Here is a 14,306-nt window from a genome sequence, read left to right on the forward strand (position 1 = left end):
ACACCCAGCGGGTAACGGCTACGATGTCCGGCCATGGCCGAACGCGCAGACGGACACGACCTGGTCCCCATCTCCGGACTGCTGTCCTACCGGCTCTCGCGCACGTCGTCGGCGATGTCGCGCAGCGCCGCGGTGCGCTACCGGCGGGACTTCGGCGTGAGCCTCGGCGAATGGCGCGCGATCGCGCTCATCGCGGCCGACCCGACGCTCACGCTCAACCGGCTCGCGCGCCGCGCCGGACTCGACAAAGCGCAGATGAGCCGCGTGGTCAGCCGGCTGACCGACCGCGGCCTGGTGAACCGCACGGCCGGGTCGGGGCGCACGTCGCAGCTGGCGCTGACCGCCGAGGGCACCCGGGTGTACCGCGGCCTGATCACCGCCGCCAACGAGCGCGACGCGGACTTCCTCGCCACGCTCACCGGCGAGGAGGCGCGGGTGCTGGACCGCGCGCTGGACAAGCTGGCCGAGCACGCGCTGGCCGTCGAGGAGAGTGAGCGGGCTCACCCGGCCGTCGAGTAGTGTTGACTTTATCAACACCCTCGCGTACTTCTGGATCCACCGACGAGGAGGTGGGCCCAGGATGTCCGACGCCGTCACGATCTGCGAGTGCTTCGCCCGCGACGGGCTGCAGCACGAGCCGGAGCCCGTGCCGACCGCGACGAAGATCGCGCTGCTGAACTCCTTCGCGCGCACCGGTTTCCGCCGGATCGAGGCCACCAGCTACAGCCATCCGGCGCGGGTGCCGGGGTTCTCCGACGCGTCCGAAGTGCTCGCCGGGATCGACCGGCGCCCGGGCGTCGCGTTCAAGGCGACCTGCCCGAACCCGCGCGCTGTCGAACGCGCCCTCGCGGACCTCGAAGCCGGGCACGGCGCCGAGGAACTGAGCCTGCTGGTGTCCGCCACCGAAGCGCACACCGAGCGGAACCTGCGCACCACGCGCGCCGGGCAGTGGGAGCGCGTGACCGAGATGGTCAAGCTCGCCGACGGACGGTTCCGCCTGGTCGGAGTGGTTTCGGTGGCGTTCGGCTGCCCGTTCGAAGGCAAGGTCGACCCGGGCCGGGTGGCCGAGGACGTCGCGCGTTTCGCCGACCTCGGCGCGAGCCTGGTGACGTTGGGCGACACCACCGGCGTCGCGACCCCGGGCTCGGTGCGCGCGCTGTACACCCGGCTTTCCCACGAACACCCGGACCTGGCGTTGGTCGCGCACCTGCACAACACGCGCGGAACCGGGATCGCGAACGCCGTCGCCGCTTTGGATGCCGGGTGCCGGCATTTCGATTCCGCGATGGGCGGCGTCGGCGGGCATCCGGCGAAGATCGGCTACGGGGCCGGGCTCACCGGCAACGTGTGCACCGAGGACCTGGCCAGCCTGTTCGCCGCGATGGGCGTCGAAACCGGCCTCGATCTGGACCGGCTCGCCGCGGCGTCCGCGGCCTGCGAAGAAGCGCTCGGCCGCCCGCTTCACAGCATGGTCGCCCGCGCCGGCTTCGCGTCCGCCTGACCTTTCCGATGGGGAGAAACCTGTGCTGCTGACCGAAAATCACGACGCTGTCCGCGTCCTTGCCTTGAACCGGCCGGACAAACTCAACGCGCTCGACACCGCGCTCACTCGCGCTCTCGATGCCGCATTGGACGAAGCCGGACGGGACCCGAGCGTCCGTGCGGTCGTTTTGACCGGAGCCGGTCGCGGGTTCTGCGCCGGGGCCGATTTGAACGAGTTCTCGTCGCTCACTCCGGACCAGCCGGAAGCCGTTCTCGAGCGCGCCGCGCTCACCGCCCGGCTCCAGACGCGCATGCAGCAGCTGCCGGTCCCGGTCGTCAGCGCGGTGCGCGGAGCGGCGGTCGGCGGCGGTGCCGGTCTCGCCATCGGGGCGGACCTGGTGGTCGCCGGGTCGGACCTGAAGTTCGGCTACCCCGAGCTGAAGCATTCGATCGTGCCCGCGCTGGTGATGACCGGGCTGGTCCGGCATCTGGGCCGCAAGCTGGCGTTCGAGCTGGTCAGCACGGGTCGGCTGCTCACCGCCGCGGAAGCCCTGTCCTATGGGCTGGTGAACCAGGTGGTCGAACCTGCCGAGATCGTGCCCGCGGCGCTCTCCATCGCGCAGCGCTGGGCCTCGGTCGAACCGCGCGCGCTCGCCGCCGCCAAGGACCTCTTCTACCGCGTCGCGGACCTGCCGACGGACGCCGCGATGCGGGCGGGCCAGGACGTCAACGCCCTGATGCGCGGGTTCCGCTCATGACCGGGCCGCTCGCCGGGGTCACCGTGCTGGACCTTTCCCGGGTCCTCGCCGCGCCGCTGGCCACCCAGATCCTCGCCGAACTCGGCGCGACCGTGATCAAGGTCGAACGCCCTGGCGCCGGCGACGAAACCCGCGGCTTCGAACCTCGGCTGCCGCACGGCGAAAGCGCGTACTTCTTCGCCTTCAACCGCGGCAAGCAATCGGTCACTGTGGACTTGAAGGACCCGCGCGGCCGCGACGTCGTCCGGAAACTGGCCGCACGCGCCGACGTCGTGGTGGAGAACTTCCTGCCCGGCACGCTCGACCGCCTCGGCCTCGGTTACGCCGACCTGTCCGCGGCGAACCCCGGCCTCGTGCTGGTGTCGGCGACCGGCTTCGGCCAGACCGGGCCGGACGCGCACCGCAAGGGCTACGACACGGTGTTCCAGGCGCTGTCCGGCGTGATGGCGATGACCGGCGATCCCGCTGGTCCGCCCGCGAAAACCGGGGTGCCGGTCGCGGACCTGACGTCCGGGCTGTGGGTGGTGATCGCCGTGCTGGCCGGCCTTGCCGGGCGCTCGTCCGACGGCCGTGGGCGGCACCTCGACGTGGCGATGATGGACGTCCAGCTCAGCCTGCACGCGCTCAACGCGGCGCGGCTGTTCGCGCTCGGCGAGGATCCCGTCCGCACTGGGACCGAGCATCCGGGACGCGTGCCGTCGGCGGCGTTCCAGGCCGGGGACGGCGAATGGCTGCACATCAGCGGCAGCGACCAGCATTGGGGACCGTTGTGCACGGTGCTCGGATTGTCCGCTTTGGCCGCTGACCCTTCGTTGCAGCACAACGCTGGTCGCGTCGAACACCGCGCGCGCGTCATGAAGGCGCTGCGCGGGGCGATCGCCCGGCACGACCGGGATCAGCTGGTCAAAGAACTGCAGGCGGCCGAGGTCCCCGCCGGCGCGGTGCGTTCGGTGCGCGAGGCGCTGGCCGATCCGCACGCCGTCGCGCGGGGCGTCGTCGGGGAGTTCACGCATCCCGTCGAAGGCTCGTTCCCGGCGCTGCGCACGCCGTTGCGCGAGACTTCCGGAGACGCCCCGGCACCGGGAACACCTCCGGTTCTCGGCGCGGACACCGATGTCGTGCTGCGCGACCTGGCGGGACTGTCGGACGGCGAGATCGAGGGCCTGCGGGCCGCGGGAGTGATCTGATGAACGAACGCGTGACGCTGGACGTCACCGACGGAATCGCCCGTGTCGAACTGGCCCGCCCGTCGGCGCGCAATGCCGTGGATCTCGCGATGTGCCACGCGCTGAAGGAAGCCTTCGACGCGGTTGATATCTCAGATGCCCGCGTTGTGCTGCTCAGCGGTGCCGGCCCGGTTTTCTGCGCCGGCGCCGATCTGAAGGAACGGACCGGCAAGGACGCCGCCTGGGTCCGCCGCCGCCGAGTCGCTTCCTTCGCGGCTTACGCGGCGATCGAGGCCTGCCGCTGTCCGGTGGTCGCGTTGGTGCACGGCGCCGTCGTCGGCTCCGGCGGCGAAATCACCCTCGCCGCCGACTTCGCTCTCGCCGCCTCGGGCACCGTTTTCCGCTTCCCTGAACCGCATTGGGGCACCGTCGGCGCGACCCAACGGCTTCAGCGCGCCATCGGCAAACGGCGGGCCAAGGAACTGTTGTTCACCAACACGCCGTTGGCCGCTTCCGAAGCCGCCTCCCTCGGCCTCGTCAACCGCGTCGTCCCGGACCTGGCAGCCGCCGGAACCGAGGTCGCCGCCGCTATCGCCGCCGCCCCGCCCGGCGCGATCGCCCTGACCAAACGCGCCGTGGACCTGGGTTCGGAAACCGACCTGGACCGCGGCATCCGGATCGAAATGTCCGCCATCGAACAGAACCTCGCCGACGGCAGCTGGCGCGACGGCGTCGCCCGGTTCACTGGAGAGACCCGATGACCGACCTGCGCACCGCCTGCCCGCTCACCGTCCAGGACGCCCTCGCCCGGGCCGCGCTGCTGGCTCCCGACGTCGAGGCCGTCGTCACCGCCGACGCGCGGATCACCTACCGGGAACTGGCCGCCGAGGTCGCCCGGGTACGCGGCGCGCTGGCTGCCGCCGGGATCGGCCGAGGCTCCCGCGTCGGGCTCTGCCTGGGCAATACTCCGGAATGGGTCGCGCTTTTCCTGGCCCTGGGGTCACTGGGCGCGCTCGTCGTCCCGGTCAACACTCGCTTCACCGCCGACGAGGTGCACTACACGCTCGCGCACGCCGGGGTCAGCACGCTGTTCGCCGCCGACCGCGTCCTGAACGTCAACTTCCCCGAACTGTTCGCCGAGGCAGGCATCGAACCCGGCTGTGCTTCCCTTCCGTCGCTGGAACGCATCATCATCCTGGGCCAGGACAGCTGGACCGATTTCCTGGCCGCCGGCTCCCCTGCCGAACCCGTTGCCACGCCGGACGATCTCCTTCTCGTGCAATACACCTCCGGCACGACGTCGCGTCCCAAGGGCGTCCTTTTGACCCACCGGAGCATGTGCGCCGACGCCTTCTTTTCCGGCGCCCGCATGGGTTTGCGCCCCGGCGACCGGTTCCATTCCGCGCGCCCGTTCTTCCACGTCGCCGGAAGCACCCTGTCGGTGCTGTCCTCTTTGCAGCACGCCGCCACTTTGGTGACGATGCCGAAATTCGAACCCGCGGAAGCGTTGCGGCTGTTGGAAGCTGAGCGCTGCACGCACTTCTCCGGCAACGACACCATCGCCCTGCTCCTGCTCAACCACCCCGACCGCCCGCACCGCCGCCTGTCTCTGCGCGGCGCCTGGGTCGCCGCCTCGCCCACTGTCGTCCGGCGCGTCATCGAGGAGCTTGGCGCCCGCGAATGCGTTGCCGGATACGGACTTTCCGAAGCCTCGCCGAACGTCGCCCAATCCGCCTGGTGGGAACCGGAGGACATCCGCGCTTCAGGAGCCATGGCCCCCGAACCCGGCGTGGAAATCCGCATCCGGTCCCTGGACGACACCCGCGACTGCGGCCCCGGCGAACCGGGCTCGGTGCTGGTGCGAGGGTGGAACGTCATGCAAGGCTATCTGGACGACCCCGTGCGCACCGCCGAAACCATCGACGCCGACGGCTGGCTGTCCACCGGAGACGTCGGCCTGCTCGACGATTCCGGAAGGTTCCATTTCACCGGACGCACCAAGGAAATCATCCGGGTCGGCGGGGAAAACGTCGCCCCCGCGGATGTCGAGGATGTGCTGCACCGGCATCCCGCCGTGCGGCAAGCCGCCGTCGTCGGAGTCCCGGACGAGCGATTGATCGAAGTCCCCTTCGCCTTTGTCGTCCTTACGTCGCCAGGAATTTCGGAAGAAGACCTGCTCTTGTGGGCCAAAGAACGGTTGGCAGGTTTCAAAGTCCCGCGGCACCTGCGCATCGTGGACGGGTTCGAGGCCATCGGCATGACCGCCAGCGCCAAGGTGCAGAAGAACCAACTGGCTCGCTATGCCCGGGCTTTGCTGGAGAACTCATGACGCGGCTGCGCACCTCTGTCACCGACTTGCTGGGCTTGGACCTGCCCATCATCCAAGCCGGGATGTCGTGGGCCTCGTCGTCCTCGCCACTCCCCTTGGCCGTCAGCAACTCCGGCGGCCTGGGCGTAGTCGCCGCCGGTCCGATGCGCCTGCCCGATCTGGCGCGGGTGCTGGACGAAATGGCCGCCGGGACCGACCGTCCGTGGGCGGTGAACCTGCCGCTCTACCGAGCCGGCGCCGACGAGGTCATCGACCTCCTGCTCGCCCGCCGTCCTCCAGTGCTGATCGCCTCCCAAGGCGGCCCGCGCCGGTACCTGGAGCGGTTCCACGCAGCCGGGACGCGGTGCCTGCACGTTGTTGCCGGGGTTTCGCATGCGTTGAAGGCCGCTGCTGCCGGTGTCGACGGTTTGGTGGTGGTCGGCGCCGAGGCTGGCGGACATCCGCCGCCGGGGATGGTGACCACGCAGGTCCTGGTCCGTGCCGTGGTTTCCGCCGTGCCGTCGGTCCCCGTGATCGCCTCCGGCGGAGTTGCCGATGGAGCCGGATTGGCCGCGATGCTGGCTTTGGGCGCAGGCGCGGCCCAGTTCGGGACCCGATTCCTGGCGAGTTCCGAGGCGACCGTGCACCCGTCCTATCAGGAGGCGGTGATTGCCGCCGGTGTCGACGACACGCGCACGGTGGGCCACGGTTTGGGGGTGATCCGCGCGTTGTCGAATGATTTCACCACTCGGATGGCCGAGCTGGAAGCTTCCGGTGCCGAGGAATCAGTGCGGCGCAAGGTTTTTCAGGATTCTTCGCTCAAGGACGCCGCTCTGCACGGTGATGTGGTTTCCGGGAAGGTGGAGGCTGGTCAGTCAGCCGGGCTGATCGCGGAAATCCTTCCGGCGGCGGAGATCGTCTCGCGGATTACGGACGAGTATGCGGCCGCGGTGCGGCGGTTGCCTCAGTTTTGATTGCTCCGTTCAGCGCAATCCTGCCGGTGATCGATTTCCGGCAAGCTGCGCAGGTGAGCCAACCGATCGAGGAGATCGTCGAGATCACCCGCTGGGCCGGGAGTATCCTGCCGGGCCGAGACTGGAGCACCGTCGAACAGGACATCGGCACCGCGCCGGGCCAGCCCCGAAGACCCCACCCACTGGCCAGTCGTCTTCTGGGACCGCAGCACGTTCGCGTCGAACGAGCACCCGGGCGCAGCGGTCGCGGTCATCTAGGAAGTCCTCACCCAGACCAGCGAGGACAACATCCTCCGCATGGATCTCGGCTACGAGCAACCGATCTTCCGCGTTCCCTCCACCTGCGCGGGAGAGGGAAGTCAGGCACCGGTTTCCGCCGACGAAGCAAGGCGCTCGACGATCCGCCGCGGCACCTGGATCAGCGCCCCGCTCACCACGCCAAGCGCACCGAGCATGTACAACGTCACCGTGTTCGACATGTCCGTCGCGTGCGCGAGCCCCGCGTCCGAAGCACTCAGCAGGATCACCGCTCGCACCGCTGCCGCGGCCAGCAGAATCGTGCCCAGCAACGCGGTCAGCGCGCGCTGCCACCTCCGGTACCGCGGCACCGAACTCCACGCGCAGGCGAAAGCCCGCTCCCGTGCCGGGTCGCCGAAGCTCGCGGCTGACGCCGCGAAAACGTGCGTCAGCGGAGCCTGCCGGAACAACGTGACCAGACAGAAAATCCCGGCGACCACTACGTAAGCTGCCTCGCGCAACGCTGCTGCCCGCGGGTTCTGCGTCACCAGCGTCAGAGTGAGCGTCGTGGCCAGCTCGATCAGGACCAGCAACCCGACAAGGTCCAACCGGCGACGGCGGATTGTCGCGGCGACGGCGAGCATCGCGACCACCAGCGCCGGTCCTGTCAGCGACCAGAAGACGCCCGCCTCGCAGGCGCGGAGTACGTAATAGCCCCCGATGGAGACCACGACTTCGAGCAGCGCCGTACCGAGACTCCGCCCCTCCATCAGACCCTCCTCCCTTATAGTCTGTAACAGACTAGTACGATACAGACTATGGCCTCTCGAGGGAACCTGTCTCCAGTCGTTCTCGCTGTTCTCGCACTGCTCGCCGAGGAACCTCGGCACGCCTACGGGATGCAGCAGCTGATCAAGGAACGCGGCGTCGACCTGGTCGTGAATGTCCGCACGCGCTCGGGTTTGCACACCGCACTGGAACGGCTCGTACGCGATGGGCTGGTCCGCGTCCATGCTGTCGAACGCACAGAACGGCGGCCCGAGCGCACGGTCTACGAGATCACTTCGGCCGGGCGGGAGACGTTGCTGGCCGCGGTCCGGTCCGGCGTAGCGACCCCGGCCGCCGAGTTCCCGCTCTTTCCCGCGGCGGTGTCATTCCTGCACTTGCTCACCCCGGAAGACGCGCTAGTCCAATTGCGGCATCGGATCGAGGCACTGCAGGAACGTCTCGACGGCACCGAGGCGGTGCTCCGCGCATCGCGCGACGCCTACGTCCCTCGGCTGCACCTGCTGGAGCACGAGCACCGCACAGCAGTCGTCACCGCAGAACTGGCCTGGCTTCGCGGAGTGTGCACCGACTTGGAAAGCGGCGCACTCAGCTGGCAGCAATACACCTGACCTCACCAGCTGTCCGGCTGCCGCCCGTCCACATCCGTCACCCCGTACTCCCGCGCCAGCTCCACCGAACTCACCGACCGCTGATTCCACCTGTCCCGCAACGGATCAGCCGCCATCGCCGCCACCCCGCGCCCCACATACCGCGGCGATTCCGACTCCGCGAACCCGGGCGGCGCCCCAGCCGCCAAAGCCGACCGCCAGTTATCCTCAGCAACCCCGTAAGCGTCGAGCATCATCTCCGACCGCAGCCACCCCGGCGTGACCGCGACAGCCGTGCCGCCGTAAGCAGCGAGCTCGTGCCCCTGCGAGAACGCCAGCCGATTCACCGAAGCCTTGGCCAAGTCGTAGAACACCGAAATCCGATAGCGCGAAGCATTGTGCGCCGAAGTCCCGTCGGTCACCTCGACCACCAACCCGCCAGGCTCCCGGATCACCAGCGGCAGCAGGAAATGCGACGTGACGAGATGCGTCTCCACCCCGAGCCGCAGAATGCGCAACCCCGCGTCGAGATCGTGTTCCCACACCGGCGTGTTCCAATCCGCCGGACCGCCCTTGAGCCGCTCCGCGCCCCAGATGTCGTTGACCAGCACATGAAGCCGTCCGTATTCAGCGCGGACGAACGCAGCGAGCCGGCGGACATCGTCGTGGTCCAGATGATCGGCGACGAACGGGACGCCGGCACCGCCCAGTTGAGATACGAGCGAAGCGGTTTCCTCGACCGTCTCCGGCCGGGCGTAGTCCGAACGCCGAAGCACAGTGCGGCTGCTGCGTCCGGTGCAGATCACGGTCGCGCCGGCCTCGCCGAGCGCGGCGGCGATTCCCCGGCCCGCACCGCGGGTCGCCCCCGCGACGAGGGCGACCCGGCCGTGCAGATCAGGCGGCATCGGGCCAGTGTGGCACCGGCCGCGGGAAAACTCAGCTCGAAGCGGTGCTCAGCTCCCGGCCTCGCAACGCGAAACGCTGGATTTTGCCGCTCGGCGTCTTCGGCAGTTCCGCCACGAAATGGATGCGCCGCGGATAGACGTGCGCGGCCAGCCGGGTCTTGACCGTCTGCTTCAGCTCGTCGACCAGCGCGTCCGACCCCTCCGCGCCGGGGTTCAGCACGACGTAGGCCACCACCAGTTCCCCGCGCAGTTCGTCCGGCGCGCCGATCACCGCGGCTTCCGCGACGGCCTCGTGGTGCGTCAGCGCGCTTTCCACCTCGAACGGGCCGATCCGGTAGCCCGCCATGAGAATCACGTCGTCGTCGCGGGAGCCGAAGGTCAGGTAGCCGTCGCGGTCGCGGGCGGCGATGTCGCCGGTGTAGTACCAGCGGCCGTCGGCGCTGAAGCGTTCCGCGGTCCGATCGGGGGCGTCGCGGTAGCCGGAGAACGGCATCAGCGGGCTGGCGGACACGTCGATCGCGACGCGGCCGGTCTCGCCGACCTCCGCGATCTCGTCGCTGCCCGCCTTCAGGACCTCGACGGCGAACCCGGGCAGCGGCCGTCCCATCGATCGGGTCTTGACCGGCGCGATCAGGCTCGGATGCCAGGCGTTGCCGACGACCATGCCGGTTTCGGTCTGGCCGTAGTGGTCGCGCACGGGACAGCCGAGAACCTCCTCGGCCCAGGTCACGACGTCCGGCGTCAACGGCTCCCCCGCCGACGAGCAGTGCCGCAGCCGCAGACCGGCCGGCACCGGCAGGCCCGAGCCGCGCAGCGCGCGGTACACCGTCGGGCCGGCGGTGAAGTTGGTGACGCCGAAGCGTTCGAGCACCTGCCAGGTCAGTTCGGGGCTGAACCCGGCGTGCAGCAGGATGCTGCGCCGTCCGGTCGCGAGCGGACCGAGCAACGCGAAGTACAGCCCGTAGGCCCAGCCCGGGTCGGCGGCGTTCCAGAAGACGTCCTCGTCGGTCTGGTCGAGGCCGAACTCCTGGTAGGAATGGATTCCGGCGAGTCCGCGCAGCGGCACCGGCACGGCCTTCGGGGTGCCGGTGGTGCCGGAGGTGAAGATCTCGACCAGTGTGCCGTCGCCGCCGACCGCGACCGGGCTCGGCAGCGGGTGCGGTTCGTCCAGCAGCGCCTCGAACGACAGATCGCCGCCGGACGCCTCGCCGGTGGTCACGATGATCCGCGCCGGGTCGGCGGGCAGGTCGTCGCCCGGGTCGAGTTTCGCCCGCTGACCCGCGTCGACGACGACCACGCGGGTCCCGTTGCCGACGATCCGCTGAGCGATCGCGGGCGGCGCGAACGCGGTGAACAGCGGCACGTGGACCGCGCCGAGCCGCCAGATCGCGAGCAGTGCGGTGACCAGTTCGGCGGACTTGCCCATGAGCGTCGCGACCCGGTCGCCGGGCCGCACGCCGTGCGCGGCCAGCGCGGCGGCGAACCGGGCGGAAGCGGCCTCGAGCCGGCCGTACGTGAGGTCGCGGCTGCTGAGGTCGGCCTCGACGAGCGTGAACGCGACGGCGTCGGCCGGATGCCGTCCGCACAGCAACTGGGTCGCGTCCGCGTCCGGCGCGGCGTAGGTCTGCAACAGGTCGAACATGGTGCGTTCAGGGCTCACGGGGCTGCTCCACGGTCATCGTCGGCCGGTGTCGGCACATCGTCACCGCAGGTCAGCCAGCCGGCCACCCCCGAACAGGGGTGGCCGCGCCATCCCCAGGCGCCTTCGCCGGCGGCACTCTGACCAGGCGTTTCGACCCGTACGCGGCGACAACGGCGGCGCGGCTGGGTAGAATCACACCTCCTGCCGGAGCCTCCCGTGCCGCCGAAGTGGGGTGCCTGCCGTGACGAGTGCCACCGAGACCACCGCCGAGGTGCGCCGCGCCCTGGCCCGGCTCCGCAGCGCGGCGGGCGTGCCGCTGTCGTTCGGCGGCGAGGTCGTCGACGGCAAGCGGCTGCGGATGACCGAGCTGCTCGGCAACACCACCACGTCGCTGCTCGGCCTCGTCGTCGCGGAAGGCAAGGGCCTCGGCGGACGCGCGATCGGCGTGCGGAAACCGGTGGTGCTGCCGGACTACTACACCAGCGACGCGATCAGCCACCACTTCGACCGGGCGGTCAAGGCCGAGGGCGTGCGCTCGGTGATGGCGGTGCCGGTGATCGTGCAGCGGACCGTCCGGGCGGTGCTCTACGGCGCGGTCCGCGAACACGTCCGCTTCGGCGACCGGTCGGTCACCGCGATGGTCGAAGTGGCCCGTGACCTGGAACAAGAGCTCGCGGTGCGCGCCGAAGTGCGCCGGCGGCTCGACCTGCTCGCCCCGGAACCGGAACGCGCGCCGTCCGGGAAACCGGCCGAACTGGAAGCGCTCCGGGAAAGCCATGCCGAGCTTCGCCGGATCGCCGCCGCGGTCGACGACCCGGAACTGCGCGCCCGCATCGACGCGGTGTGCCAGTCCCTGACCGGCGCCCCTGCCCGCGGACCGTCTTTGTCGGCGCGCGAATTGGACGTCCTCGAAGGGGCCGCGGCCGGGCAGACCAACGCGGACATCGCGGAAGCGCTCGGCCTGGGCCCGGAGACGGTGAAAAGCTACCTGCGCAACGCGATGCGGAAGCTGGACGCGAAGACCCGCCTCCAAGCCGTCAACGCCGCCCGCCGAGCCAATCTGCTGCCTTAGCCCGCCCGACCGCGCGAAGATCCGTCCCCGCGATCAAACCCGCACCGCCCGCGCCCGGGCAGCCAGAGCCAACGACTCCAGCAGCGGAACCGTCCGCTCCCACCCGAGACAGGGATCCGTCCGGCTCACCGCCGGATCGGCGGGCACCCGTTCCGGATCCTGCGCCCCGTCCCGCAGATACGATTCGATCATCACCCCGGACACCGCCGCCCCGGCGCGCACCTGCTCCGCGACGTCGGCGACCACCCCGGGCTGCCGGTCGTGGTTCTTTCCGCTGTTCCCGTGCGAGGCGTCGACCACCGCTCTTCGCGGCAGGCCCGCCTCCCCCAGCACCTTCATCGCCTCCGCGACCGACGGCGCGTCGTAATTCGGCACCGGACCGCCGCGCAGGACCAGGTGCGCGTCCGGATTTCCGCTGCTGCGCACGGTTTTCATCCGCCCGTCCACGCCGAGCCCGGGGAACGCGTGCGCCGCCCCGGCCGCGCGGATCGCGTCCACCGCGGGTCCCAGCCGTCCGGACACGCAGTTCTTCATCCCGATCGGCATCGGCAGCCACGACGCCAGCTGCCGGTGCGGCTGGCTGGCCACCGTCCGGGCCCCGATCGCGCCCCAGCTCACCGTGTCCGCGACGTACGGCGCCAGCACCGGATCCACGAACTCGTACGCCAGCGGCAACCCGGTCGCGGCCGCGTCGAGCAAGAACTGCCTGCCCAGCCGGACCCCGGTGGCGAGATCGCCTTTGCCGTCCAGCGTCGGATCCGGCAGGAAGCCGGTCCACCCGGTCACCGACCGCGGTTTCTCCAGGTATGCCCGCAAAACCACCACGAGATCGTCGGCGTACCGAGCCGCCGCGCCGGCCAGCGACTCCGCATAGTCCAGCGCCGCCGACGGGTCGTGCACCGAGCACGGACCCACGATCACCAGCAACCGCGGATCGCGCCGGTCCAGCACCGCCGAGACCGTTTCGCGGTGCCGTGCGACGTCCGGTGCGGCCCCCGCGGTCACCTCCGCCGGGCTGGGCAACGTGTCCTGCATCTACCGGCTCCTTTCCTTAGGCAGCTTCGCCGCCCCGGCAGCCGCCGCCACGACCAGTCCGAGCACCCACCAGAACGTGTCCGCGAAGGCCGCCGCGACGTCCGCGCCCCGTGCGGCCAGCCGGTTCTGCAACACCAGCGCGAGCACAGCGGTCCCGACCGAACCGCCAAGAGTGTTCAGCAAATTCAACGCGCCGGCGGCTTTCGGCAGCTGGGCCTTCTCCAGGCTGCGGTACACCAGCGCCAGCACCGGCGCACTGATCATCGCCGCCCCGAATCCCCGCAGCAGCAACGAAATGACCAGCACGACATCGGGAAGTTCCGGGCTCAGCTGTGTGAAAGCCGCGGTTCCGAGCGTCACCAAACCGATTCCGGACACCACGAGCGTTCGCGGAGCCGCCCGGTCCACCAGGCGATGCACCAGCATCGAGCCCGCTGCCGCGCCGATTCCCTGCGGCACCATAAGCAATCCGGTGTCCCACGCGCCTAATCCGGCACCGCGGCGCAGATACAACGGCAGCAAGAACATCGTGCCGAACACCGAAGCACCCAACACGACCAGCGCCAACGCCGCGGCGCCAAATGGCGGCCGGGTGAACAAGCGCGGATCCAGCAACGGCGCCCGCACGCGCAATCCGTGGCGGACAAACGCAGCCAGCATCAGGAGGCCCGCCACGACAGCAGCCGAGGAAAGCAGCTTCGGATATCCGTCGGAGAATCCGGTCAGCCCGAACACCACTGCGGCCAAACCCGGGGAAAGCAAAGCCGCGCCACGGAAATCGAACGGTGCGCGCGGATCTGTCGGCTGGTCCGCCGCGACGTACCGCAACCCGAGCAGGACCGCGACCACGCCGACCGGCAGGTTGACGTAGAACAGCCACGGCCAGTCCGCGACGCTCAGAATCGCCCCGCTCGCCAGCGGCCCCAGCACCGGCGACAGCAACGGCACTACGCCGACCACGCTGATCAGCCGCCCGATCCGCTCCGGCCCGGCCGCGCGCGCCAGCAACGCCTGCCCCGTCGGCGGGAGCAGACCTCCCGCCAATCCTTGCAGCACGCGGAACGCGACCAGCATCGGCAGCGAACTCGCCAGCCCGCACAACAGCGACGCCGCCCCGAACACGACCACCGCGGTCAGCCACGTCCGCCGCCCGCCGAACCGCGCGGCCAGCCAGCCGGACGCGGGCACCGCGGTCACCACCGCGAGCAGATACGCCGTGGTGACCCACTGGACCTCGGCGACGGACGCGGCGAAACGCTCCGCCAGGGTCTCGACGCCGACCGAGACGATCGTGCTGTCGAGCGTCGCCATGAACGTGCCCAGCACGAGCACGAACGCGGTCCGCCACAGG

15 protein-coding genes are annotated in these 14,306 nt (G+C 70.2%); 9 read left to right on the plus strand and 6 right to left on the minus strand.

Annotated elements, in window-relative coordinates; translation table 11 throughout:
• The first annotated feature begins 33 nt into the window (after positions 1-33).
• The 7 genes from H4281_RS16700 (at position 34) to H4281_RS16730 (ending at position 6,688) form a co-directional block, all read left to right on the plus strand.
• Positions 34-519, plus strand: a complete 486-nt coding sequence (locus tag H4281_RS16700) for a MarR family winged helix-turn-helix transcriptional regulator (protein ID WP_182891842.1) — start codon at positions 34-36, stop codon at positions 517-519.
• A gap of 61 nt (positions 520-580) precedes the next feature.
• The gene (locus tag H4281_RS16705) at positions 581-1,501 is read left to right on the plus strand and encodes a hydroxymethylglutaryl-CoA lyase (protein WP_182891843.1); all 921 of its coding nucleotides are present in this window, start codon (positions 581-583) and stop codon (positions 1,499-1,501) included.
• Between the two features lie 22 nt (positions 1,502-1,523).
• On the plus strand, positions 1,524-2,240 hold the full coding sequence (locus tag H4281_RS16710; protein WP_182891844.1) for an enoyl-CoA hydratase/isomerase family protein: 717 nt from the start codon (positions 1,524-1,526) through the stop codon (positions 2,238-2,240).
• Positions 2,237-3,427 (plus strand): CaiB/BaiF CoA transferase family protein, encoded by a 1,191-nt coding sequence (locus H4281_RS16715; RefSeq protein WP_182891845.1) that lies wholly within the window; start codon positions 2,237-2,239, stop codon positions 3,425-3,427. Before H4281_RS16710 ends, H4281_RS16715 begins: the two co-directional genes overlap by 4 nt.
• Complete coding sequence (locus H4281_RS16720) at positions 3,427-4,167, plus strand: enoyl-CoA hydratase/isomerase family protein (RefSeq protein WP_182891846.1); 741 nt, start codon at positions 3,427-3,429, stop codon at positions 4,165-4,167. The genes H4281_RS16715 and H4281_RS16720 overlap by 1 nt, the downstream gene beginning before the upstream one ends.
• Positions 4,164-5,735: an AMP-binding protein gene (locus H4281_RS16725; RefSeq protein WP_182891847.1), complete on the plus strand. Its 1,572-nt coding sequence runs from the start codon at positions 4,164-4,166 to the stop codon at positions 5,733-5,735. Before H4281_RS16720 ends, H4281_RS16725 begins: the two co-directional genes overlap by 4 nt.
• Positions 5,732-6,688, plus strand: coding sequence for an NAD(P)H-dependent flavin oxidoreductase (locus tag H4281_RS16730; protein WP_182891848.1), 957 nt, complete (start codon positions 5,732-5,734; stop codon positions 6,686-6,688). Before H4281_RS16725 ends, H4281_RS16730 begins: the two co-directional genes overlap by 4 nt.
• Here H4281_RS16730 and H4281_RS16735 read toward each other — a convergent pair.
• Together H4281_RS16735 and H4281_RS16740 are read right to left on the minus strand one after the other, a co-directional pair.
• The gene (locus H4281_RS16735; protein WP_182891849.1) at positions 6,679-6,942 is read right to left on the minus strand and encodes a hypothetical protein; all 264 of its coding nucleotides are present in this window, start codon (positions 6,940-6,942) and stop codon (positions 6,679-6,681) included. The two genes, H4281_RS16730 and H4281_RS16735, sit on opposite strands and share 10 nt — an antisense overlap.
• 105 nt (positions 6,943-7,047) lie before the next feature.
• Complete coding sequence (locus H4281_RS16740) at positions 7,048-7,695, minus strand: VC0807 family protein (protein WP_182891850.1); 648 nt, start codon at positions 7,693-7,695, stop codon at positions 7,048-7,050.
• A 48-nt stretch (positions 7,696-7,743) separates the two neighbouring features.
• On the opposite strand from H4281_RS16740, the gene H4281_RS16745 reads away from it, so the two are divergent.
• Complete coding sequence (locus H4281_RS16745) at positions 7,744-8,322, plus strand: PadR family transcriptional regulator (RefSeq protein WP_182891851.1); 579 nt, start codon at positions 7,744-7,746, stop codon at positions 8,320-8,322.
• A 2-nt stretch (positions 8,323-8,324) separates the two neighbouring features.
• Here H4281_RS16745 and H4281_RS16750 read toward each other — a convergent pair whose 3' ends face one another.
• Together H4281_RS16750 and H4281_RS16755 are read right to left on the minus strand one after the other, a co-directional pair.
• Positions 8,325-9,206: an SDR family oxidoreductase gene (locus tag H4281_RS16750; RefSeq protein ID WP_182891852.1), complete on the minus strand. Its 882-nt coding sequence runs from the start codon at positions 9,204-9,206 to the stop codon at positions 8,325-8,327.
• 31 nt (positions 9,207-9,237) lie between these two features.
• On the minus strand, positions 9,238-10,866 hold the full coding sequence (locus H4281_RS16755) for an AMP-binding protein (RefSeq protein ID WP_182891853.1): 1,629 nt from the start codon (positions 10,864-10,866) through the stop codon (positions 9,238-9,240).
• A 223-nt stretch (positions 10,867-11,089) separates the two neighbouring features.
• Between H4281_RS16755 and H4281_RS16760 the strand changes: the two genes are divergently transcribed.
• Positions 11,090-11,920, plus strand: coding sequence for a helix-turn-helix transcriptional regulator (locus tag H4281_RS16760; RefSeq protein ID WP_237599063.1), 831 nt, complete (start codon positions 11,090-11,092; stop codon positions 11,918-11,920).
• A gap of 33 nt (positions 11,921-11,953) precedes the next feature.
• On the opposite strand, the gene H4281_RS16765 is transcribed toward H4281_RS16760, so the two are convergent.
• Both H4281_RS16765 and H4281_RS16770 read right to left on the minus strand, forming a co-directional pair.
• The gene (locus H4281_RS16765; protein WP_182891855.1) at positions 11,954-12,955 is read right to left on the minus strand and encodes a 3-deoxy-7-phosphoheptulonate synthase; all 1,002 of its coding nucleotides are present in this window, start codon (positions 12,953-12,955) and stop codon (positions 11,954-11,956) included.
• A complete protein-coding gene (locus tag H4281_RS16770) occupies positions 12,956-14,266 on the minus strand; it encodes a DHA2 family efflux MFS transporter permease subunit (protein ID WP_182892116.1) in 1,311 nt (436 codons plus the stop codon).
• Positions 14,267-14,306: the final 40 nt, after the last annotated feature.

The sequence above is a fragment of the Amycolatopsis dendrobii genome, assembly GCF_014145675.1.
Lineage (GTDB): Bacteria > Actinomycetota > Actinomycetes > Mycobacteriales > Pseudonocardiaceae > Amycolatopsis > Amycolatopsis dendrobii.

What these genes read in the sequence shown, in the direction of transcription:
- H4281_RS16700 (WP_182891842.1), top strand. Translation starts at nt 34, where the DNA reads ATGGCCGAACGCGCAGACGGACACGACCTGGTCCCCATCTCCGGACTG.
- H4281_RS16705 (WP_182891843.1), top strand. Translation starts at nt 581, where the DNA reads ATGTCCGACGCCGTCACGATCTGCGAGTGCTTCGCCCGCGACGGGCTG.
- H4281_RS16715 (WP_182891845.1), top strand. Translation starts at nt 2,237, where the DNA reads ATGACCGGGCCGCTCGCCGGGGTCACCGTGCTGGACCTTTCCCGGGTC.
- H4281_RS16720 (WP_182891846.1), top strand. Translation starts at nt 3,427, where the DNA reads ATGAACGAACGCGTGACGCTGGACGTCACCGACGGAATCGCCCGTGTC.
- H4281_RS16725 (WP_182891847.1), top strand. Translation starts at nt 4,164, where the DNA reads ATGACCGACCTGCGCACCGCCTGCCCGCTCACCGTCCAGGACGCCCTC.
- H4281_RS16730 (WP_182891848.1), top strand. Translation starts at nt 5,732, where the DNA reads ATGACGCGGCTGCGCACCTCTGTCACCGACTTGCTGGGCTTGGACCTG.
- H4281_RS16735 (WP_182891849.1), bottom strand. Translation starts at nt 6,942, where the DNA reads ATGACCGCGACCGCTGCGCCCGGGTGCTCGTTCGACGCGAACGTGCTG.
- H4281_RS16740 (WP_182891850.1), bottom strand. Translation starts at nt 7,695, where the DNA reads ATGGAGGGGCGGAGTCTCGGTACGGCGCTGCTCGAAGTCGTGGTCTCC.
- H4281_RS16745 (WP_182891851.1), top strand. Translation starts at nt 7,744, where the DNA reads ATGGCCTCTCGAGGGAACCTGTCTCCAGTCGTTCTCGCTGTTCTCGCA.
- H4281_RS16750 (WP_182891852.1), bottom strand. Translation starts at nt 9,206, where the DNA reads ATGCCGCCTGATCTGCACGGCCGGGTCGCCCTCGTCGCGGGGGCGACC.
- H4281_RS16765 (WP_182891855.1), bottom strand. Translation starts at nt 12,955, where the DNA reads ATGCAGGACACGTTGCCCAGCCCGGCGGAGGTGACCGCGGGGGCCGCA.
- H4281_RS16770 (WP_182892116.1), bottom strand. Translation starts at nt 14,266, where the DNA reads ATGGCGACGCTCGACAGCACGATCGTCTCGGTCGGCGTCGAGACCCTG.